Annotated in this window: 16 protein-coding genes; 8 read left to right on the top strand and 8 right to left on the bottom strand. The window is 63.8% G+C overall.

Annotation, left to right across the window (positions count from 1 at the left end; genetic code table 11):
• Positions 1-11: 11 nt before the first annotated feature.
• The 4 genes from NE850_RS04900 to NE850_RS04885 all read right to left on the bottom strand — a co-directional run bounded on the left by NE850_RS04900 (position 12) and on the right by NE850_RS04885 (position 4,076).
• Positions 12-491: a heme-binding protein gene (locus NE850_RS04900; protein ID WP_165188125.1), complete on the bottom strand. Its 480-nt coding sequence runs from the start codon at positions 489-491 to the stop codon at positions 12-14.
• A gap of 34 nt (positions 492-525) precedes the next feature.
• Positions 526-1,980, bottom strand: a complete 1,455-nt coding sequence (locus NE850_RS04895; RefSeq protein ID WP_007176791.1) for an aldehyde dehydrogenase family protein — start codon at positions 1,978-1,980, stop codon at positions 526-528.
• A 149-nt stretch (positions 1,981-2,129) separates the two neighbouring features.
• Positions 2,130-2,861 carry a TenA family transcriptional regulator gene (locus tag NE850_RS04890; protein WP_007176792.1) on the bottom strand — a complete coding sequence of 244 codons (732 nt, stop codon included), beginning with the start codon at positions 2,859-2,861 and terminating at the stop codon, positions 2,130-2,132.
• A 114-nt stretch (positions 2,862-2,975) separates the two neighbouring features.
• Positions 2,976-4,076 (bottom strand): porin, encoded by a 1,101-nt coding sequence (locus tag NE850_RS04885; protein WP_007176793.1) that lies wholly within the window; start codon positions 4,074-4,076, stop codon positions 2,976-2,978.
• Between the two features lie 365 nt (positions 4,077-4,441).
• On the opposite strand from NE850_RS04885, the gene kdpF reads away from it, so the two are divergent.
• From kdpF to NE850_RS04850, 7 genes are all read left to right on the top strand, one after another.
• Positions 4,442-4,537, top strand: a complete 96-nt coding sequence (gene kdpF, locus NE850_RS04880) for a K(+)-transporting ATPase subunit F (RefSeq protein WP_007176795.1) — start codon at positions 4,442-4,444, stop codon at positions 4,535-4,537.
• Positions 4,534-6,342: a potassium-transporting ATPase subunit KdpA gene (kdpA, locus tag NE850_RS04875; protein WP_007176796.1), complete on the top strand. Its 1,809-nt coding sequence runs from the start codon at positions 4,534-4,536 to the stop codon at positions 6,340-6,342. Before kdpF ends, kdpA begins: the two co-directional genes overlap by 4 nt.
• 85 nt (positions 6,343-6,427) lie before the next feature.
• A complete protein-coding gene (kdpB, locus tag NE850_RS04870) occupies positions 6,428-8,491 on the top strand; it encodes a potassium-transporting ATPase subunit KdpB (RefSeq protein ID WP_165189622.1) in 2,064 nt (687 codons plus the stop codon).
• 18 nt (positions 8,492-8,509) lie between these two features.
• Entirely contained in the window at positions 8,510-9,091 is a 582-nt protein-coding gene (gene kdpC, locus NE850_RS04865) for a potassium-transporting ATPase subunit KdpC (RefSeq protein WP_007176798.1), read from the top strand.
• Positions 9,092-9,112: 21 nt separating this feature from the next.
• Positions 9,113-9,811 carry a response regulator gene (locus NE850_RS04860; RefSeq protein WP_310698495.1) on the top strand — a complete coding sequence of 233 codons (699 nt, stop codon included), beginning with the start codon at positions 9,113-9,115 and terminating at the stop codon, positions 9,809-9,811.
• A gap of 94 nt (positions 9,812-9,905) precedes the next feature.
• Complete coding sequence (locus tag NE850_RS04855; protein WP_007176800.1) at positions 9,906-10,250, top strand: hypothetical protein; 345 nt, start codon at positions 9,906-9,908, stop codon at positions 10,248-10,250.
• 113 nt (positions 10,251-10,363) lie between these two features.
• Positions 10,364-10,771, top strand: a complete 408-nt coding sequence (locus tag NE850_RS04850) for a universal stress protein (RefSeq protein WP_405044797.1) — start codon at positions 10,364-10,366, stop codon at positions 10,769-10,771.
• A gap of 27 nt (positions 10,772-10,798) precedes the next feature.
• On the opposite strand, the gene NE850_RS04845 is transcribed toward NE850_RS04850, so the two are convergent.
• Entirely contained in the window at positions 10,799-12,508 is a 1,710-nt protein-coding gene (locus NE850_RS04845) for an ATP-binding protein (RefSeq protein WP_007176802.1), read from the bottom strand.
• A 405-nt stretch (positions 12,509-12,913) separates the two neighbouring features.
• On the opposite strand from NE850_RS04845, the gene NE850_RS04840 reads away from it, so the two are divergent.
• Complete coding sequence (locus NE850_RS04840) at positions 12,914-13,390, top strand: low affinity iron permease family protein (protein WP_007176803.1); 477 nt, start codon at positions 12,914-12,916, stop codon at positions 13,388-13,390.
• Here the strand turns inward: NE850_RS04840 and NE850_RS04835 are convergent.
• Genes NE850_RS04835 through NE850_RS04825 form a run of 3 tightly spaced genes read right to left on the bottom strand, consistent with a single transcriptional unit; the run spans position 13,387 to position 21,322 of the window.
• Positions 13,387-14,883, bottom strand: coding sequence for an efflux transporter outer membrane subunit (locus NE850_RS04835; RefSeq protein ID WP_007176804.1), 1,497 nt, complete (start codon positions 14,881-14,883; stop codon positions 13,387-13,389). The two genes, NE850_RS04840 and NE850_RS04835, sit on opposite strands and share 4 nt — an antisense overlap.
• Complete coding sequence (locus NE850_RS04830; RefSeq protein ID WP_007176805.1) at positions 14,880-18,200, bottom strand: efflux RND transporter permease subunit; 3,321 nt, start codon at positions 18,198-18,200, stop codon at positions 14,880-14,882. The genes NE850_RS04835 and NE850_RS04830 overlap by 4 nt, the downstream gene beginning before the upstream one ends.
• Positions 18,197-21,322 carry an efflux RND transporter permease subunit gene (locus NE850_RS04825; protein ID WP_007176806.1) on the bottom strand — a complete coding sequence of 1,042 codons (3,126 nt, stop codon included), beginning with the start codon at positions 21,320-21,322 and terminating at the stop codon, positions 18,197-18,199. Before NE850_RS04825 ends, NE850_RS04830 begins: the two co-directional genes overlap by 4 nt.
• Positions 21,323-21,333 lie beyond the last annotated feature (11 nt).

Below are 21,333 nucleotides of genomic sequence, written 5' to 3'. Positions count from 1 at the left end.
CTCCGCGCCAGTTACAGCTTGATATCGCTTTGAACGAGAACCTCGCGGCCCGACTCGCGCAGCAGGTCGCGCAGCGCGGCGAGACCGGCGAGGCCCGCGGCGGTGTCCTGCTCGCCGTTGCCGCCGCTCAGACCGATGCCGCCTACCACCTCGTTGTCGACCACGATCGGAAAGCCGCCGACGAACACGGCGAACTTGCCGTCAAAGCTCCATTGAATGCCGAAGGCTTCGTTGCCGGGCAGCGCGGGGCCGTTCGGCGCCGTGTTGAACAGATGTGTCGAGCGCTTGTGGCCCGCCGCGGTGAACGCCTTGTTCCATGCGATTTGCGGACCGGTGACGCGGCCGCCGTCCATGCGTTCCATGGCGAGCGGAAAACCGCCTTCGTCCGTGATGCAGATGGTTTCGAGCACACCGATTTCCTGCGACCGGGCAATGGCCGCGGCGATCATGTGACGCGCTTCGGCCAGTTCGAGTTTGAAGAAAGGTTTCATGAGAGGCAAAGACGAATGAGTGGATCCGGTGGCGTCAGACGCCGCGATAGACGGTCTTGGTTTGCAGATAGAACTCGAGGCCGTCCCGCCCCGACTCGCGGAACGTGGCCGTGCTCGAACGCTTCAGTCCGCCGAACGGCGCGTTCACGAGATTGCCGGTAGTGGTGCGGTTGATCTTCACCGTGCCGGCTTCGATGTCGCCGGCGAAGCGTTCCATCAGCGCGGCGTCGCGCGTGACGAGCGCGGCCGAGAGGCCGTATTCGGTGTCGTTGGCCACGGCGATCGCATCGGCGTAATCGGCTACGTCGATCACCGCGATCACGGGGCCGAAAATTTCCTCGCGTGCGATCCGCGCATGGCGCGGTACGTCGACGAACACGGTGGGCTGAACGTAATAGCCGTGCGCGAATTCGCCGTCGGTCAACTGCCCGCCGCCGGCCGCGAGCTTCGCTTCGCCTTTGCCGGTCTCGATGTACGCGAGCACCGTGCGCAACTGGCCGGCCGTGGCAAGCGGGCCAATCTGCGCGTCCGCCGACATGCCGTTGCCGATTTTCAGCGTGAGAGTCTTCTCGACCAGTTGCGCAACGAACGCCGCCTTGGCCTGCGGTGTGACGAGCACGCGGCTCGTGCCGGTGCATGCCTGGCCGCTCAGCGAAAAGCCGCCTTTGATGGTCAGATCGACCGCGAGAGGCACGTCGCTTTCTTCCAGCACGATCAGCGGATTCTTACCGCCGAGCTCCATCTGCGTGCGCGTGGACAGCGAAGCGGCGCGATGGATCTGCTCGCCCGCGGCGGTCGAGCCGGTGAACGAAATGGCGCGGATTGCCGGCGATTCGATGATCGCCGGGCCGACCTCGCCGGCCTTGCCGGTGACGAAGTTCAGGACGCCTCGCGGCAGGCCGGCTTCGACCAATGCTTCAGTGAGGCGCAACCCGGCAAGCGGCGCGTCCGACGACGGCTTGAATACGACCGTATTGCCGCACACGAGCGCGGGCGCGATCTTGCGCGCGGGAATCGAGACCGGGAAATTCCACGGACTGATCACGGTGACGACGCCGAGCGGTTCGCGCAAGGTGTAGACGCTCATCTTCGGGTCGTCGTTCGGGAAGGTCTCGCCGCCGAACGATTGCGCTTCGATCGCGTAGTAGCGCAGCGTCTGCGCCGCGCGCATGAATTCGTCGCGTGCGAGCGTGCGCGGCTTGCCTTCCTCGCGGGTGAGTTCGTCGCCGAAACGCCCGGCGTGCTGTTCGAGGTAGTCGGCCGCTTTCAGCAGATATTGCGCGCGGGCCGTCACCGACAGCTTTTTCCAGCCCGCGAAAGCGGTCGATGCCGCGTTGACGGCGGCTGTCGCGTCCGCTGCGTTCGACGCCTGAAAGCGGCCGACGAGGTCGCGCGTATCGGCGGGATTGAGGTTGTCGAAGGTGAGGCCGGACAGGCTGGCGCACCATTCGCCGTCGATATGATTGGAATAGATGGGAGCGTTCGTCATGACTGTTGCGTCCTGCAATTGGGAAAACCAGCTCATCTGAAGCGATGCGGCCGTTGCGGTCCGGCGGATGGATTCATCCGCCGGTTGCCCACGGCCCGTGGCCCATGAGAATCGTCCGGACGCGGCCCGCGCCCGGACGATCGAACCCGTCAGGCTGCGAGGCCCAGTTCCGGCAGCGGGATTTCCTTTTCCACGTAGTCGTAATAGAGCGCGGTGGTGTAGAGCAGACGCATCTGCGCTCCCACTTCGCAGATCTTCAGGCAACGCTGCTGCAGTTCCGGCGTCGTCGCGTGTTCGAGCACGATCTGGTAGCCGCGCTCGCCGTGGATCTCGTCGGACACGATGTGCAGGTCGAAGAACTCCACTTCCTCGTCCGTGAATTTGTACTTCTCGCGCAGCGTCGGCGTCTGCTTGCGGTAGATCGACGGCACCTGCGATTCGAGACCCACCACCAGCGCGGCAACCGCGACGACCGGGTCTTCACGCATTGCCACCGAATAGCACCAGCCTTGCAGGCCGCGCGTGGTGGGCGACATGTTGTCCGGATCGGTGACGCGGGCGCGCGTTGTGCCGCATGCTTCCGCGAAGCGGATCAGCAGGTCCGTGTGACGGTCGCCGCCGATCTCTTCTTCGTACATGTTGGCGAGCACGAAGTCTTTCGCCTCGGTCATGTGCTCCGGCATGCGGGCGTACAGATAACCCAGGTAGTCCGCGAACGGACCGACGTAGTGGTAATGGTTCTCGGCCCAGCGCGCCAGATGCGCGCGGCTCAGCTTGCCACTCGCCCAGGCGATGCTGAACGGCGCCTGATTGGCGCTTTTGCCTTTGATCGCTTGTTCCAGTGCGCCGCGGAACGCGTCGCGGCTCATCAGTTCGGCCATGAAAAACTCCTTGTTCGTGAAGATGGGACATTGGTCCAAATGCGCGTGGCGCGCATTTCGGTACACTGTATACTGTTTATATCGCGACGCCAACCCTTTGCAAACGGTTCGCGGCTAGAACGCGTGGCGCAGGCCGATGCCGGCCGCAGCCTGATTCTGCGTGTTCGACGCCGAGATGAACTGCGTGACCTGGGCGACCAGGCCGGCGGTCATTGCGTGCTGATAAGTGGCGAACGCGTAGACCTGCGTGCGCTTGGACAGCGCGTATTGCGCGATCGCGTTGTACTGGATGTAGCGGGGATCGCTGCTGGTGGCGTCGACCGTGCCGTCCGTGTAGGTCACGCCAAGGCCGGCGGAGAGCGCTGGACCGAACGAGTACAGGCCGTTCACTTCGTAGTTCATGAAGTGCACGTTCTGCCCTTCGAAGCCCTGCTTGTAGGTCGTGCTGGTAATGTCCGCGCTGGCCTTCAGTCCGCCGAACCGGTACGACGCGCCGCCGCCGACCGTCAGGAAAGAGTGCGCGGCAAGCGCGTAGGCGCCGTCGGCGGAATTGGTGTCTTTCCAGAACGTGCCCGGCGACAGATTGCCCGGCTGCCGCGCATAGGTGGCGCCGAAGCCGACGTAGAGCGGTCCTTGCGCGTAGCTGCCGCCCACGCTCCACATGCTGTTCTCGCCGAAGCTGCCGGCCACGCCGCCAAAGCTGTACATCGCGCTGCCGGTGAAACCGCCGTAGCTGTTCTGGTAGCGCACCGCGTTGTTGACGCGCACGCCGCGGTTGGTCAGATCCATGTCGCCGGGGTGTTCCATGTACACGGACCAGTCGGCGGCGGTGAGTTGCGCCACGTAGTCGACCATCGACTCGTACTGGCGGCCCATCGTCAACTGACCCCAGCGGTCGTTGGCAAGCCCCACGTACGCCTGGCGGCCGAACAGCAGGCCACCCTGACCGAGCGAGCCGTCGGTCACGTCGAAACCGTTCTCGAGCCGGAAGATGGCCTTGGTGCCGCCGCCCAGGTCTTCCGAGCCGAGAAAGCCGACCCGGCTGCCGCGCGTCGTACCGCTGGAAGCGGCGACGGTGCTGCCGCCGCCTTGATTGTTGACATAGCCGAGGGACGTGTCGATCAGGCCGTACAGTGTGACGCTGCCTTGGGCATGGACTGCACCGGCCCAGGCGAGGCAGCCGAGCGTGGCGGCTGTAGAGAGCGATTTCTTCATCGTAGTCAATTATGTAAGGGCCGGCTGCGGGCGCGGCACGAGTTGGGGAGAGAGATGTTTGATGCGGAACAAAGTATGCGGTATACAAAAATATCGGCAACTTTTTTTTCGTGTCTGTTCCGGGGCGGGTAATGAGTCGCTTTCTCTGCCGCCGCTGCGCGCATCACGCCGCATCTTTTACGAGAACCTCGCACTATTTACGCTGCGTTTACGCGGCTTCTCCTACGATCCAGGGCGCGGAAGTCCGTTGTGGGAGGCACCGTCATGGATCGGGTTTACATCATCGCAATCGTTGCGTTCAGCGCCCTGGCCGCCGCTTTCGTAGCAGGCTGCGACAAGCTTCGCCGCGCGCCCGGAGGCCGTCCATGACTACCTGGATGACGTGGCTCGCGGCCGCCTCGACGCTGATTCTGTTCGTCTACCTCGTGTATGCGTTATTGCGCGCGGAGGCACTCGAATGAACTTCAATAACCTGTTTCAGCCCGGCGTTTATATCGTCGTGCTGATCGCGCTCGCGATTCCGCTCGGCCGTTACATGACGGCGGTACTCGACGGCTCGTCGATCGTGGTGCGCCGCATTGGACGCCCGCTCGAAGCGGTGGTCTACAAGCTCGCCGGTGTGAATTCCGAGGCGGAGATGTCGTGGAAGCACTATGCGCTGGCCGTGCTGATGTTCAACACGCTCGGCGTGCTCGCGGTGTATGGCTTCCTGCGCGTACAGCAATGGCTGCCCGCCAATCCGCAGGGCTTCGGCCCGATGACGCCGGACGCCGCATTCAACACGGCGATCAGTTTCGTGACCAACACGAACTGGCAGGACTACACGCCGGAATCCACCGTCAGCTATCTGACGCAGATGGCCGCGCTGACGGTGCAAAACTTCCTGTCGGCGGCAACCGGCATCGCTGTCGTCGTCGCCTTGATCCGCGGCTTTGCCCGCCATACCACGGCGACGATCGGCAACTTCTATGTCGATCTGACGCGCATCACGCTGTATATCCTCGCGCCGCTCGCGACGGTGATCGCGCTGGTGTTCATCAGCCAGGGCGTGATCCAGAACTTCAAATCATACGAAGACGTGCCGACGCTGCAGGTCACGACCTATCAGACGCCGAACACCGACGCCCAGGGTAATCCCGTCAAGGATGCCAAGGGCAATCCGGTCATGGTGGACAACAAGGCCGACAAACAGACCATCGCAATGGGCCCGGTGGCGTCGCAGGAAGCGATCAAGATGCTCGGCACGAACGGCGGCGGTTTCTTCAACGCCAATTCGGCGCATCCCTATGAGAACCCGACACCGTTCGCCAATTTCGTGCAGATGATTGCGATGCTGGTGATTCCGGCTGCGCTGTGCCTGGTGTTTGGCCGGATGGTGGGCGACCAGCGTCAGGGCTATGCGGTACTGGCCGCGATGACGATTGCGTTCGCGGTGGCGTGTTGGGGCGAGATTTCGTCGGAGCAGAGCGGCAACCCGCTGTATGCGACGCTGCACGTCGATCAAAGCGCGTCGGCCACGCAAACCGGCGGCAACATGGAAGGCAAGGAAACCCGCTTCGGCATCGCGCAATCGGGCATCTTCACGGTCGCGACCACGGCGGCTTCGTGCGGCGCCGTGCTCAATACGCATGATTCGCTCACGCCGATGGGCGGCTTCGTTCCGCTGCTGCTGATCGAGCTCGGTGAAGTGATTTTTGGCGGCGTCGGCTCGGGTCTCTACGGCATGCTCGTGTTCGCCTTGCTGGCGGTGTTCGTGGCCGGCCTGATGATCGGGCGAACGCCGGAATACATCGGCAAGAAGATCGAGTCGTACGAGATGAAGATGGTGTCGATCGCTGTGCTGCTGACACCGCTGCTCGTGCTGGTCGGCGCGTCGGTCGGCGTGCTGAGCGCTGCCGGCACAGCGGGTATCGCCAATCCGGGGCCGCACGGTTTCTCCGAGATTCTGTATGCCTACAGTTCGGCGGCCAACAACAACGGCAGCGCGTTTGCCGGGCTGTCCGTGAATACGCCGTTCTACAACTCCACGCTGGCGATCGCCATGTGGTTCGGCCGTTTCGGCTCGATCGTGCCGGTGCTGGCGATCGCCGGATCGCTTGCCGCCAAGAAGCGTATCTCCGCGACCGCCGGCACCTTGCCAACGCACGGGCCGCTGTTCGTCGTGCTGCTGCTCGGCACGGTCGTACTGGTCGGCGCGCTGACCTACGTGCCGGCGCTCGCGCTCGGCCCGGTCGTCGAGCATCTGATCATGGTCGCGGGACATTGACTGAGAGGACAGCATGAGCAACGGACTTCAACCGCCGGTTCATCAGCCCGGCAACATCGGTCAGGCACGCAATGCCGCACGCTCGATGTTCGACCCCGCGATTGCCCGGCCGGCTCTCGTCGATTCGTTCAGGAAGCTCGCACCGCGGCACCAGTTGCGCAACCCGGTGATGTTTTGCGTCTACGTCGGCAGCATTCTGACGACCGTGCTCTGGATCGCCGCGCTCGGCGGCCAGGCCGAGGCGGCCGCCGGGTTCATTCTCGCCATCGCGTTGTGGCTGTGGTTCACGGTGCTGTTCGCCAACTTCGCGGAAGCGCTGGCCGAGGGGCGCTCGAAAGCGCAGGCGGCGTCGCTGCGCGGCGCGAAGCGCGACGTGATGGCGAAGAAGCTGCAGGACACCCACCCCAAGTCGCCGATCCGCGTCACGACGGCGACCGATCTGCGTAAAGGCGACATCGTGCTGGTGGAAAGCGGCGACGTGATCCCGGCGGACGGCGAAGTGATCGAAGGCGTGGCATCGGTCGACGAATCGGCGATCACGGGCGAATCCGCGCCCGTGATCCGCGAGTCGGGCGGCGACTTTTCGTCGGTGACGGGCGGCACGCGCGTGCTGTCGGACTGGATCGTGGTGCGGGTCAGCGTGAATCCCGGCGAGGCGTTTCTCGACCGGATGATCGCGATGGTGGAAGGCGCGAAGCGTCAGAAGACGCCGAATGAAATCGCCCTGACCATTTTGCTGGTCGCGCTGACGCTCGTGCTGCTGTTCGCCACGGCGACGTTGCTGCCGTTCTCGATGTTCTCGGTCGAAGCCGCGAAAGCGGGCCACGTGGTGACGATTACCGCACTGGTCGCGCTGCTGGTGTGCCTGATCCCGACCACCATCGGCGGCTTGCTGTCGGCGATCGGCGTGGCCGGCATGAGCCGCATGATGCAGGCCAATGTGATCGCCACGTCAGGCCGCGCGGTGGAAGCGGCCGGCGACGTCGACGTGCTGCTGCTCGACAAGACCGGCACTATCACGCTCGGCAACCGTCAGGCGTCGGCTTTCACGCCGGCACCCGGCATTAGCGAGGAAATGCTCGCCGATGCCGCGCAGCTCTCGTCGCTCGCCGACGAAACGCCGGAAGGCCGCAGCATCGTCGTGCTGGCAAAGCAACGCTTCAATATCCGCGAACGCGATATGCACGCGCTGCAGGCCACCTTTCTTGCGTTCAGCGCGCAGTCGCGCATGAGCGGTGTGGATTTGCCCGACCGTCAGATCCGCAAAGGCGCGGCGGATGCGATCAGGAATTACGTCGAAGCGCACGGCGGCCGCTTTCCGCCTGAGTTGACCGCGGCGGTGACGGACATCGCGCGGCGCGGCAGCACGCCGCTCGTGGTCGCGCAGCAAAGCTCGGCCGAGAGCGGGGCGCGCTGCATGGGCGTGATCGAGTTGAAGGACATCGTGAAGGGCGGCATCAAGGAACGTTTCGCCGAACTGCGCAAGATGGGCATCAAGACCATCATGGTGACGGGCGACAACCGGCTGACCGCCGCGGCGATTGCCGCCGAAGCGGGGGTGGACGATTTCCTCGCGGAAGTGACGCCCGAGGCGAAGCTGTCGACGATTCGCACGCACCAGGCCGAAGGGCGCCTCGTGGCGATGACCGGCGACGGCACCAACGACGCCCCGGCGCTCGCCCAGGCCGACGTCGCGGTGGCGATGAACACCGGCACGCAGGCCGCGAAAGAAGCGGGCAACATGGTCGACCTCGATTCGAATCCGACCAAGCTGATCGAGATCGTCGAGATCGGCAAGCAGATGCTGATGACGCGTGGCTCGCTCACCACGTTCTCGATTGCCAACGACGTCGCCAAATATTTCGCCATCATCCCGGCGGCATTTGCGACCACCTATCCGCAACTGCGCGTGCTCGACGTGATGCATCTGAGTTCGCCTTCGTCGGCGATTCTGTCGGCGGTGATTTTCAACGCGCTGATTATCGTGGCGCTGATTCCGCTGGCCCTCAAGGGCGTGAAGTACCGGCCGCTCGGCGCTGCGTCGCTGCTGCGCCGCAATCTGCTGATTTACGGACTCGGCGGAATTCTGCTGCCGTTTCCGTTCATCAAGCTGATCGATCTGGTGCTGAACGTGTTCGGCTGGGTTTGACACTAAACAGAGCACATCATGAAAACGCTGATTCGCCCGGTATTCGTCCTTTTCATCCTGATGACCGTGATTACCGGGGTGGTCTATCCCGTCGTCGTGACGGGCCTGGGTCGCGCCGCCTTCGCGGCGCAGGCCAACGGCAGTCTGATCGAGAAGAATGGCAAGCCGGTCGGCTCCGAACTGATCGGCCAGCAGTTCGACGCGCCGTATTATTTCTGGGGACGCCTGTCGGCCACCAGCCCGATGCCGTACAACGCACAGAGTTCGGGTGGTTCGAACCTCGGTCCGACCAACCCCGCGCTCGCCGACGAAATCAAAGGCCGTCTCGATGCATTGAAAGCCGCGGGCAACGACATGTCGCAACCGGTGCCGGTGGATCTGGTGACGTCCTCGGGCAGCGGACTCGACCCGCAGATCAGCCCGGCCGCCGCAGCCTATCAGGCGGCGCGCGTGGCGAAAGCCCGCAGCTTGCCGTTCGATCAGGTGGCCAATCTGATAGCCGCCAATACGTCGGGGCGGCAGTTCGGTATTTTTGGCGAGGCGCGCGTGAACGTGCTGAAGCTCAACCTCGCGCTGGACGATCTCAAGCCCATGCATTGACGTCTCGCGCTCGCGGTCTTTATGAGCGATCCCACCATAACAGTCGTTGTGATCGACGATGACAAAACCATACGCCGTTTCATTCGCACGCACCTCGAAGCGGACGGGATGAGCGTCTTCGATGCGCAAACCGGTGCGCAAGGCCTCGCGCAAGCCGCAACACGGCTCGCGGATCTCGTCATCATCGATCCTGCCTTGACGGATAGAGAGGGCATCGACGTGATCCGGGAGTTGCGCGGCTGGTCTGCGATGCCGGTGATCGTACTGTCGGCGCGTAGCCGCGAGGAAGACAAGGTCGCCGCGCTCGACGCCGGCGCCGACGACTACCTGACCAAACCGTTTGGATTGCCGGAGCTCGGAGCACGGATTCGAGCCCATTTGCGCAGGCAGATTGCTGGCGGGCGGGTCGGTTCGCCGGAGGTCCGTTTCGGGCTGGTGACGGTCGATCTCGCTGAGCGGCGAGTGGTGCGCGACAGCCGTGTCGTTCATCTCAGTCCTACCGAATACCGGCTCCTCGCGGCGCTGGTGCGTCGCCCGGGGCACGTATTGACGCACGAGCAACTGCTCGGCGAAGTATGGGGCCCGTTGCAAATCAATAACCACCACTATCTGCGGATCTACATGGGGCATCTGCGCCACAAGCTCGAACGCGATCCGGCGCGCCCGGAGCACATCGTTACCGAGTCTGGCGTTGGCTACCGGCTGGTCGGCGTGCGTTGAATTTCACGGAATATTTATGCGGGCTGCTGCAATCGTTTCGCGCTCTTTACGACGTGATCCGTATAGTGGGGGGCTGCTTTTTTACTGACATGCCATGACACCGACAAGATCCGCCCTGATATTCAGGGGACTGTGCAAGGTCGTCGCCATCGTTTTCGTCACCAATCAGGTGCTCACGACGCTCTTCACTTACGCCGCCCAGCAACTCGACTCCGCGCTGCCACCCGAAGCTATCTGGATCTTCAGCTGTTTGACGTGCGGGTTGATCACGCTATGGCTGCAGTCCGACGCGCGGCGCGCATTCGGCTTCGCGCGCGAGAAGGGCTTTGTGACAACGGGCGGCGAGGGCAAGCAGGATTTGCAGATCGCCGGGGACTGCCCCAGGCGCTGGCTCGTGATCCTGCATATCGAACTGAATCCTGCTGCGATAGGGGCCTGAGCGCATCGCCGTGGTCAACGAAAAGGTCTCGTACTTTTTACACGGCGTTAATACGGCATTAGCTAAGCTCAAGGTACAAACTGACCGATACCCAGGATTTCCCGATGATACGAATGCTGATCCCTGTCCTCGACCATAGCGGTGCCGTCGAGGCCGCGCGCTACGCCGCGTTCATGTTTCTCGAGCGCGGCGTAACGGAGGTCGAACTACTGGAAGTCCTCGAACCGGTTGGCGAAGGGCGGGCGGCAGCCTTCCACTCGCGTGGTTTCCTCGTGCGCCACGAGAAGCAGGTCATGCTGAAGGCGTTGATCGACGCCCGCACGATTCTCGAAGAAGCCGGCGTGCCCTACCGCTGGAAACGGGTTTTCGGCCACCGCACGAAAGCGATTGCCGAGTACGCGGCCACGACCCGGCCCGACGTGATGGTGATCGACGCCAGCCATATGGGTTTCTTTCGCAGGCTGGCCATGCTGGCGTCGCTGGCAAGGCGAACGGTCACGCCGGTGACGATGGTTCACTGAGTCGGATGATCCGGCGAACGCACTGAATCAGACGATACCGCCGAGTTTTCCGCCCGCCCGATTCGCGAGTATGTACTGCAGTTTGTCGAGCGATAACGGCTTGGTGAGGTGATAGTCGAAACCCGCGGCCAGGGCCCGCGACTTGTCGGATTCCGCCGCATAGCCGGTCAGCGCCACGAGCATGACGTCGTCGAGCCCGCTGTCGGCTCTCACCGCATGGGCGACGTCGAAGCCGTCCATATCCGGCATGCCCACGTCGATAATGGCGACTTCGGGCAAATTCTCCCTGATCAGCCGGACCGCTTCGCGCCCGCTGTCGCACATCGTGACCTGGTGTCCTTCGAGTTCCATCAGGATACCCAGGGACTGCAACGCGTCCGCATTGTCGTCCACGAGCAGCAGACGTACAGGCCCGAGACCGGCAGACGGCGGAGTCTCGGCCTTTGGCTGCAACTCGTCGCCCGAGCGCAAGATCGGCAACTTCAACGTAACCGACGTGCCTTTGCCGGTTCCTTCGCTGCGCAGGGAAATCGTGCCGTCGTGCAGTTCGACCATTCGCTTGGCGACGGCGAGACCGATTCCCAAGCCGCCCTCGGCCCGGGCATTACCGCGTGCCGACTGGGCGAAGAGGTCGAAGACGCGTGGCTGGATGGAACTGTCGATGCCAATCCCGTTGTCCTTCACCTCGATGACGACTACCTCCTTGCGCTCCGGTTCCTGCCCGTCCCCGGCGACTCTGACGGCGAGTTCGATCGTGCCGCCGATTGGCGTGTACTTCGCGGCATTGGAAAGAAGGTTGCCAAGCACCTGGCTCAGTCTGACGTGATCCGCCCGCACCGGCACCGGCGTCTCGAGGCCGGTCAGCGTGAGCGAATGCCGCCGCGACTGTATGTGATGCTTCACGGCGGTGACGGCATCGAACGCGATCTCGTTGAGCGAAGTATCGCTGTGCTTGATGGCGAGCTTGCCGTGCTTCAACCGCGCGGCGTCGAGCAGGTCGTCGACCAGGGTTCGCAGATGCCGCATCTGCCGCTGCGCGATGGTCAGAACCTCGACCGCCCTCGCGTTGTCCGCGCACAATTGCTTGGCGGCGCCGACCGCGCTGTCGATCGGAGCCATCGGGTTTCGCAGTTCGTGCCCGAGCATGGCGATGAACTCGCTATGCCGGCGCTCGCTTTCCTCGCCCGTGTCCCGGGTATTGACGGTGGTCAGCGCAGCACCCGCGGAGACGGCGAGGTTCGAGAGTAGACGCACGTCTTCGAGATCGAAGCGGCGCGCCGAGGTGTGCGACATTACCCATATCGCGCCCACGAAGCCGTTGTCGGTCGGGATCGGCACGACCAGACCTTCGGCAATCTCCACACCGGGAAACCGCAAGCCGGGAAAGTGGTCTTGCGGCCGAACGAATAATTGCGGTGCTGCAGATTCCAGTGCCAGCCGGCACGGACATTCGTTCCATGCGGTTGTTTTACCTTGCAAGCCGACGCACGAGCCTGCCACCGCCAGCCAGCGAAACTGCCTGTCCGGATCCGCGCCTTCGACGAGACTGATGCCGGAACTGCCCGCATTGCAAAGCGACAGCGCGGCGTCTGCGATTTCCTGCAAAAGCCGTTCGCGCGATCCCGATTGTGCCCGCGCGAGCCTCAGCAGAATGCCGTTTTCAGCGGCATGATCCGCAGGCCTCGCCGGACGCAAGCCGAGTTCGTCCGTGTGGGCGGGTTTGCTATTGCTTTCCATGACATCGAGTCGCGCTGAGAAAGAATGAGGGTGAATTGCTGCAATGAGAGCGGCTGTAGAAAGTCCGTTGGCATGCCGGAAGAGATCTCGCTATAACAGAACCTCGCCGTGTACGGTCTGATGGTTTGCGTGATCGACGCCTTGAAGATTGTACGAGGCTTTAGCGAGGAGTGCGCGTGGGTCCGTATTCAACTCATCGCGGTAGCGGGCGCATAAGCGGCAAAGATTCATTCTTACTGGCAAAAAATGCAAACCCGGTATCCGTTGCCGGTATCTACGCTACGCGGGCCTCGTCGTGGCGGCGCAATCGGTATTGGAACCGTGTGTTGTCCTTGCGGAGCGGGAGACCAACCCGTGGGGCATGGATTTTGCAGAAGGGAACGGGCCAACCTTCTGGAGCCGGTTATGCCTACCAAGTCTGTTGCACCCTCGACAACCGACGAACTCGACACCGTTCCGGACACATCGAGCCCCGCCTATGCAGGTCGTCATCCGGTAACGCAGCTATTCGACAGATTCGCGAGCCTCGTTACGCGGTGGGCCGGTTCGCCCGCGGCGTTCTGTCTTGCCGTGTTGACGGTCATTGCATGGATCGTCACGGGGCCCATTTTTCATTATTCCGACGGATGGCAACTGGTCATCAACACCGGCACCACGATCGTCACTTTTCTGATGGTGTTCCTGATTCAGCAGAGTCAGAACAAGGATAGCGTTGCGTTGCACCTGAAACTCAATGAGCTGCTTTCCTCGCATCGGGCCGCGGACAATCATCTCATCGGCATTGAAGACGCGTCGGAAGAAGAACTGCGCAGGCTGGCGGCGGCTTACCTGCGGCTGTCCACGAAGCCTGACGCCGAGCCTACTTCAGGCATGCCGACTTAAGGCGACACCTGCCGTTGGCCCATCTTCCGAGGGTCGCCAAGCTCGCTGTCGGACCAGCCGCCGCCCAGATCGCCGATCAGCGACGCGGCATCGAGCAGCCGCGTTTGCTGCACGTTCAAGGCCGTCTGCTGAAGATTCAACTGAGTGGCTTGCGCCGTCGCAACGGTCGTGAAGTCGACCGTGCCCGCCTGATATTCATTGCGCGCGATTTCGGTGCCGCGCGTCGCGTCGCGCACCGCGCGCTCCAGAACCTCGGCTTGCTGCGCGAGAATACGCAAGCCGGCGAGGTCGTTCTCCACGCCCTGGAATGCCGTCAGAACCGTGCCGCGATAATTGGCGAGGGCCGCGTCGTAAGAGGCTTTTGCCGCGTCGACCTGCGCGCTGCGCTGCCCGCCGTCGAAAAGCGTCTCGCTCGCCTGGCCGCCCAACGACCAGACATAATTGGCGATGTGCAGCAGGCCCGCCAACGGCGACTGCGTGAAGCCATCCAGCGCCGATAGAGAAATCGTCGGGTAATACGCTGCGACGGCCACGCCGATCGCGGCATTCTGCGCGGCCATCTGGCGCTCGGCGGCGGCAATATCGGGCCGGCGCTGCAATAGCGTGGACGGTAGGCTGACCGGAACGGACGGCAACGTGGGCAGCGTGGTATTCGTGGGTACGTCCAGTGCTTCCGGATTCCTGCCGACCAGCACGGCGATCGCATGAACGTATTGAGCACGCGCGACGCCCAGTGCAATCAGACTCGATTGGGCCGACTCCAGTTGCGTCTGCGCGCTCACCAGATCGGAAGGCGGCACGGTGCCGGCCTTGTCCTGCTCGGCGACCACACGCAACGATTGCTCGAACGCATCCACGGTATGAGTGAGCAGGTCGATATTCGCATCCGTTACGCGCAGATCGATCACCGCGTTCGCCAGCGCGATCTGCTCGGAGAGCGTGGCGTTGGCGAGCGTCGCCTGGCTCGCCTGCGCCGTGGCTGCGCTTTGCTCGATGTCGCGGCGCACGAGACCCCACAAGTCGGGCGCCCAGCTCGCGTTGGCTTCGAGCGAGCCGGCGTTGTTGATGCGCTGGAAGCTGCTCGCGCCCCCTCCGCCGGCCAGCAGGCTGCTGCTCAGATTGCCTGTAGCCGAACGTTCACGGGTGGCCGATCCGTTTATGCCAATGGTCGGGAACAGCGCGCTGCGCGCGAGCCGCACTTCGGCCAGTGCCTGCTGGTAGTTCGCATAGTCCTGGCGCACGGTCTGGTTCGACACCGAGACGAGCGGCTCGAGCTCATCGAGGAGCGGGTCGTTGAAGGCCGTCCACCAGTCTCCTTTCGGGCGCTCGGCGGCGGGCTGCGCCTCGATCCAGCCAGGCAGTTCCTTCCACGCGGCGGGCGTGGCGACGGGCGGGCGATGGTAGTCGGGGCCGACCATGCAGCCGCCCGTCAACACAGCCGATAACGCCAGCAATGCGCCGGCCAGTCTGGTGGGGAAGATCGTCTTCATCATGCGCTCGTGTCCGGTGCGTCGTCGCGGCGATTCCACGGCAGGCGCGCTGACCATCTCGCGAGCCGCGCGCGCAGCCGGTCGAGGTACAGGTAGATCACCGGCGTCGTGTACAACGTGAAAACCTGGCTCACGAGCAGGCCGCCCATGACCGTTACGCCGAGCGGCTGGCGCAGCGACGCGCCCTGGCCGATGCCGATCGCAAGCGGCACCGCGCCCAGCACGGCGGCTGCGGTCGTCATCATGATCGGGCGCAGCCGCACCACCGCGGCCTGGTGAATCGCATCGCGCGCATTCAGGCCTTCCTCGCGTTGCAGCTGGATCGCGACGTCGACCATCATGATGCCGTTTTTCTTGACGATACCGATCAGCAGAATGATGCCGATCATCGCGATCACCGAAAAGGGCGTGCCGAAGATCAGCAACGCGAGCGTCGCGCCGATGCCCGCCGACGGCAGCGTGGACAGGATCGTGAGCGGGTGCACCGTATTCTCGTACAGCACGCCGAGCACGATATAGACGACGACCAGCGCGGCGAGAATCAGCAGCGGCACGGCGCCCATCGACTGCGCATAGGCTTGCGCGGCGCCCGCGAACGCGCCATGCACCGAAGCGGGCATGCCGATGTCGCGCTCGGCCTGCGCAATGAGCTGGCCGGCCTCGCTCAGCGATCCGCCGGCCGGCAGATTGAACGAGATGGTGCCGGCCACGAGCCCGCTCTGATGGTTCACCTGGGTCGCGGTGTGGCTGTTCGAGAAGGTCATCATCGCGGCAAGCGGCACCATCGTTTCGGCTGCGGTGCTATCCGCGCTGCCGCTGGAATTGCCGCCCTTGCTGTTCGAGATGCTGTTGGTCTGCTGGTTCGCTTCGGCGTCGGCGTTCAGGGAGTTCGTATTCGCGCTGGTGCTCGACGCGCTGCTCACGGCCATCGCCTGCTGCACGGCTTTGACGGTGGCGCTGGACATCTGCGTCTGCTGCGTGCCGCTCGGGTTGCCGGCGGACGTGCTGAGGAAAATCTGGTTGAGCGCCTGCGGATATTGCCAGTAGGCGGGTGCAACCTCCATCACGACAAAGTACTGATTGAGCGGGTTGTAGATGGTCGACACGGTGCGCTGTCCGAACGCGTCGTACAGCACGTTGTCGATCTGGTTCGGCTGGAAGCCGTAGCGCGTGGCGGTCGCGCGGTTGAAGTTCACATAGGTCTGCAAGCCGTTCTGCTGCAGATCCGAATTCACGTCCTCCAGTTTTGCACGGTATTTGCCGAGTTCGGTGACGAGTTTCGGCACCCAGGTGAAGAGCGCGTTCGCATCGTCGCTGGAGAGGGTGTACTGGTATTCGGCCGCGGCCTGGCGCCCGCCGATCTGCAGATCCTGCTGCGCCTGCAGGAAGAGCCGGGCGCCCGAGACGGCATTGAGTTTGGGGCGTAGCCGGTTGACCACCTCGGTGGCCGACAGATGGCGTTGCGCGAGCGGTTTCAGTTCGATGAACACATTGGCCGTGTTCAGTGCGCGCCCCCCGGTGAAACCCGCCACCGACGCCACCGCCGGATCCTGCTTCACGATTGCCTGCAATTGCGCGAGCTTCTTTTCCATGGCGTTGAACGAGACGCTCTGGTCGGCGATGATCTGGCCGATCAGGATGCCGGTGTCCTGCTCCGGAAAGAACGTCCCGGGCAGCAGCCGGACCAGGAACACGTTGAGCACGAGCAGGCCGATCAGCAGCAGGACGACCGCGAGCGCATGGTCGAGCGCCGCCGCCAGCGAGCGCGCATAGGCCTGTTTGAAGCGCTCGAACTGAGCCTCGACCCAATACGCCCAGCGCGACTGCAGATGCATCGTGCGCTCGCGGCTGAGCAGGTAGGCGCACATGACCGGCGTGATGGTCAGCGAAATGAGCAGAGACAGCAGGATCGCAATCGAGAGCGTGACAGCGAACTCGTGAAACAGCAGCCCGACAATGCCCGGCATCAGCAGGATTGGCAGAAACACCGCGATCAGCGAGAGGCTCATCGAGATCACCGTGAAGCCGACCTCGGCGCTGCCGCGCAGCGCGGCTTCCTTCGGATCGAGACCGGCTTCGAGATGCCGCACGATGTTCTCCAGCACCACCACGGCGTCGTCGACCACGAAGCCGGTGCCGATCGTCAGCGCCATCAGCGAGAGATTGTCGATGCTATAGCCGAGCAGATACATCGGTCCGAACGAGCCGACGATCGAGAGCGGCAGCGCGACCGCCGGAATCAGCGTGGCGCGCGGCGACAGCAGGAACACGAACACCACGCCCACCACCAGCAGCACCGCGATGAACAGTGTGCGCTCGGTGTCGGCCACCGAAGCGCGCACCGACTCTGAGCGGTCGATGGCAACGTTCACGTGGATCGCGCTCGGCAACGCGGCTTCGATGATCGGCAGGCGCGAGCGGATCTGCTCGACCGTCTGCACCACGTTGCTGCCCGGCGTCGGATAGACGATCACGAGCACCGCCGACTTGCCGTTGTAGAGTCCGGCGTTGCGGATGTTCTCGTTCGAATCGCGCACCTGAGCGACATCGCGCAGCAGGACGGGTGCGCCGTCGCGATAGGCGATCACCACGTCGCGATACGGCGCGGCCTTGCTGATCTGATCGTTCGACGTGACCACATAGCGCTGCTCGCCCTGGTCGATGTGGCCTTTCGCGCTATTCGCGTTCGCCGCGCCGATCGCGGCGCGCACGTCTTCCAGGCCGATGCCGTAGCTGTTCAGCTTGCCCGGTTCCAACTCGACGCGCACCGACGGCAACGCGCCGCCGCCCAGCGTGATCTGCCCGACGCCGTCGACCTGCGACAACTGCTGCTGGATCACCGAATCGGCGGAGTCGTAGAGCTGCGCTTTGGTCAGCGTGTCGGAGGTCAGCGCGAGCACCATGATCGGTGCGCCGGCCGGGTTGTACTGGCGATACGTCGGGTTGCTGCGCAGCGTGGTCGGCAGATCGGCGCGCGCGGCCTGGATGGCGGCCTGTACGTCGCGCGCCGCGCCGTTGATATCGCGGTTCAGACCGAACACGACGATGATCATCGACGAGCCAACGTAACTGATCGAGGTCAGCTGGTTCACGTCGGCGATGGTGGCGAGGCGCCGCTCCAGCGGCTCGGAGACGGTCGCGGCCATGGTTTCCGGGCTCGCGCCCGCCATGTTCGCCTGCAGCGCGATTACCGGAAACGCGATGTTAGGCAGCGGCGCAACCGGCAGCCGGAAATACGCGAGCGCGCCGGAAATCAGGATCGCGATCGCCAGCAGCGCGGTCGCCACCGGGCGTCGGATGAACAGCGCCGAGATGTTCACGGCGTGTTCTCCGGCGGCGCGGCGGCGCCCTCACTCGCGGCGCGGCGCCGGCTGTTCACGCGCTGCGCGAGGCGGTCGAAGAACAGATAGATCACCGGCGTCGTGAACAGCGTCAGCACCTGGCTCACCATCAGCCCGCCGATGATCGCGAGACCGAGCGGCCGGCGCAGTTCAGAGCCGGTGCCGGTGCCGAGCAGCATGGGCAGCGCGCCGAGCATGGCCGCGAGCGTGGTCATCAGGATCGGCCGGAAGCGCAGCAGCGACGCTTCGAAGATCGCTTCGCGCGCCGGCTTGCCGTGCACGCGCTCCGCTTCGAGCGCGAAGTCGACCATCATGATCGCGTTCTTCTTGACGATGCCGATCAGCAGCACGATGCCGATAATGCCGATCACGTCGAGGTCGCTGCCCGCGATCATCAACGCGAGCAGGGCGCCGATGCCGGCCGAGGGCAGCGTCGAGAGGATCGTCACCGGGTGAATGTAGCTTTCGTACAGCACGCCGAGCACGATATACACGGCGACCAGCGCGGCGATCAGCAGATACACCTCGCTCGAGAGCGAGTCTTCGAACGCCTGTGCCGCGCCCTGGAACGAGGTCGTGATCGACGGCGGCAGTTCCACCGCGCGCTCGGCGTCGCGGATCTGCGCGACGGCGGCGCTGAGCGACGCGTCCTGCGCGAGGTTGAACGAGATTGTCACCGACGGGAACTGCGCGAGATGGCTGATCATCAGCGGCGACTGCGTGATGCTGATCTTCGCGATGCCCGACAGCGGCACCTGGCCGCTGCTGCTGGTCTGGCTCGGCAGATACAGATTGCCGATCGACTGCACCGTAGGCAGCGTTTCGGGCTTCGCCACCAGAATCACGCGGTACTGGTCGGACTGCTGGAAGATGGTCGAGACGATGCGCTGGCCGAGCGCGTCGTACAGCGCGTTGTCGATCGTGGCCGCGGTGATGCCGTAGCGCGCGGCAAGCTGGCGGTTGACTTCGACGTTCACGCTCAGGCCGTTGGTGTTCAGGTCGCTCGTGACGTCCGTGATCGACGAAATCTGCTTCATGCGCGCGATCAATGCCGGCACGTACTGGTTGAAGGCCTGCTGGTTCGGCCCGCGCAGCACGAAGTTGTACTGGTTGCGCGAAACCGAGGTGTCGAGCGTCAGATCCTGCTCGGGTTGCAGATACAGGCGAATGCCGGGCACCTCGGCGACTTCCTGCTGGATCCTACGGCCGATTTCCTCGGCGGTGACCGAGCGGTCGTCGCGCGGGCGCAGATTGATCAGGAAGCGGCCGTTGTTCAGCGTCGGATTGGTCCCGTCGATGCCGACATAGGAAGTGAGCGACACCACGTCGGGATCCTTCAGAATCGCGTCGGCGAGGGCGCTTTGACGCCGGACCATCGCCGTGTACGAAACCGAGTTGTCGGCCACGCTGATACCCTGGATCACGCCCACGTCCTGCACCGGGAACAGGCCCTTCGGAATCACGATGTACAGGATCGCCGTGAGCGCGACGGTGATGAGCGCGACCGCCAGCGTCAGCATCTGGTGATCGAGCACCCAGTTCAGACCACGCTCGTAAGCCGCGAGCGTCCTGTCGAACAGGCCTTCGCTGAAGCGCTCGAAACGGCTCGGATGGCGTTGCGCCTGCGCGCGCAACAGACGCGCGCACAGCATCGGCACCACGGTCAGCGAGACCACCGCCGAAATCACGATCGTCACCGCGAGCGTGATCGCGAATTCGCTGAAAAGCCGGCCGATCACGCCGCCCATGAACAGCAGCGGGATCAGCACCGCGATCAGCGAGACCGTCAGCGAGAGGATCGTGAAGCCGATCTGCCCGGCGCCTTCGAGCGCGGCTTCGAGAGGCGTCTTGCCTTCCTCCAGATAGCGCACGATGTTCTCGATCATCACGATCGAATCATCGACGACGAAACCCGTTGCGATGATCAGCGCCATCAGCGAGAGGTTGTCGATCGAATAGTTGAGCTGGTACATCACGGCGAGCGTGCCGATCAGCGACACCGGCACGGAGATGCTCGGAATGATGGTGGCGGGCACGTTGCGCAGGAACACGAAAATTACCAGCACGACCAGCACGACCGAGAGCACCAGTTCGAATGCGGCGTCCGAGACCGACGAGCGGATCACGCCGGTGGTGTTCGCCACGACCGTCACCTGCAGGCCGGCAGGCAGCGTCGATTCGAGCGCCGGCAACTGCTTCATGATCTGATCGACAGTGGCGATCACGTTCGCACCCGGCTGACGCTGCACGTTCAGCACGATAGCCGGCGTGCGGTTGTACCACGCGCCGCGCTCTACATCCTGCGCCGCCTGGCTCACGCGCGCGACGTCGCGCAGATAGACCGGCGCGCCGTTCTGATAGGCGATCACGGTGGCCAGATAGTCTTGCGGGTCTACGATCTGGTCGTTGGCGTTGATCGTGTAGTCGAGCTCCGGACCGTCGAAATTGCCTTTCGGCTGGCTGACGTTGACGTTGGCGAGCAGGGTGCGCAGATCGTCGAGATTCAGGCCGTAGGCTGCGAGCTTCTGCGGATCGGCTTCGACGCGCACGGCCGGCACGTTGCCGCCGGCCGTCGTGACGAGACCGACGCCCGGCACTTCCGAGATCTTGGTGGCGAGACGATTGTTGGCGGCGTCCTGCAACTGCGTCAGCGACATGGACTTCGACGTGACCGCGAGCGTGAGGATCGGCTGATCGGCCGGGTTGACCTTCGCGTAAGTCGGCGGCGCGGGCAGGCCGGTCGGCAGAAAGCTGTTGGCGGCGTTGATCGCCTGCTGCACGTTCTGTTCGGCAATGTCCAGATTCAGCGAGAGATCGAATTGCAGCGTGATTACCGACGCGCCTTCCGAACTGTACGAGACCATCTGCTGCAAGCCCGGAATCTCGCCGAGCTGGACCTCGAGCGGCGCGGTGACGGTGGTCGCCATCACGTTCGGGCTGGCACCGGGGTAGAAGGTCTGGACCTGGATGGTCGGGTAGTCGACGTCGGGCAGCGAAGATACCGGCAGGAAGCGCACCGCGACCAGCCCGACGAGCACGAGCGCGACCATCAGCAGCGACGTCGCCACGGGTCTGAGGATGAACAGACGGGAGAAGTTCATCGACGGGCCGG

The organism is Paraburkholderia sp. USG1 (assembly GCF_031570135.1).
Taxonomy (GTDB): domain Bacteria; phylum Pseudomonadota; class Gammaproteobacteria; order Burkholderiales; family Burkholderiaceae; genus Paraburkholderia; species Paraburkholderia dioscoreae.
Note: the sequence above shows the minus strand (reverse complement) of the source record. Positions and strands in the feature narration are given on the sequence as shown.

What these genes read in the sequence shown, in the direction of transcription:
- NE850_RS04895 (WP_007176791.1), bottom strand. Translation starts at nt 1,980, where the DNA reads ATGACGAACGCTCCCATCTATTCCAATCATATCGACGGCGAATGGTGC.
- kdpC (WP_007176798.1), top strand. Translation starts at nt 8,510, where the DNA reads ATGAAAACGCTGATTCGCCCGGTATTCGTCCTTTTCATCCTGATGACC.
- NE850_RS04835 (WP_007176804.1), bottom strand. Translation starts at nt 14,883, where the DNA reads ATGATGAAGACGATCTTCCCCACCAGACTGGCCGGCGCATTGCTGGCG.
- NE850_RS04825 (WP_007176806.1), bottom strand. Translation starts at nt 21,322, where the DNA reads ATGAACTTCTCCCGTCTGTTCATCCTCAGACCCGTGGCGACGTCGCTG.
- NE850_RS04855 (WP_007176800.1), top strand. Translation starts at nt 9,906, where the DNA reads ATGACACCGACAAGATCCGCCCTGATATTCAGGGGACTGTGCAAGGTC.
- NE850_RS04860 (WP_310698495.1), top strand. Translation starts at nt 9,113, where the DNA reads ATGAGCGATCCCACCATAACAGTCGTTGTGATCGACGATGACAAAACC.
- NE850_RS04885 (WP_007176793.1), bottom strand. Translation starts at nt 4,076, where the DNA reads ATGAAGAAATCGCTCTCTACAGCCGCCACGCTCGGCTGCCTCGCCTGG.
- kdpB (WP_165189622.1), top strand. Translation starts at nt 6,428, where the DNA reads ATGTTCGACCCCGCGATTGCCCGGCCGGCTCTCGTCGATTCGTTCAGG.
- kdpA (WP_007176796.1), top strand. Translation starts at nt 4,534, where the DNA reads ATGAACTTCAATAACCTGTTTCAGCCCGGCGTTTATATCGTCGTGCTG.
- kdpF (WP_007176795.1), top strand. Translation starts at nt 4,442, where the DNA reads ATGACTACCTGGATGACGTGGCTCGCGGCCGCCTCGACGCTGATTCTG.
- NE850_RS04845 (WP_007176802.1), bottom strand. Translation starts at nt 12,508, where the DNA reads ATGGAAAGCAATAGCAAACCCGCCCACACGGACGAACTCGGCTTGCGT.
- NE850_RS04890 (WP_007176792.1), bottom strand. Translation starts at nt 2,861, where the DNA reads ATGGCCGAACTGATGAGCCGCGACGCGTTCCGCGGCGCACTGGAACAA.
- NE850_RS04850 (WP_405044797.1), top strand. Translation starts at nt 10,364, where the DNA reads ATGCTGATCCCTGTCCTCGACCATAGCGGTGCCGTCGAGGCCGCGCGC.
- NE850_RS04900 (WP_165188125.1), bottom strand. Translation starts at nt 491, where the DNA reads ATGAAACCTTTCTTCAAACTCGAACTGGCCGAAGCGCGTCACATGATC.
- NE850_RS04840 (WP_007176803.1), top strand. Translation starts at nt 12,914, where the DNA reads ATGCCTACCAAGTCTGTTGCACCCTCGACAACCGACGAACTCGACACC.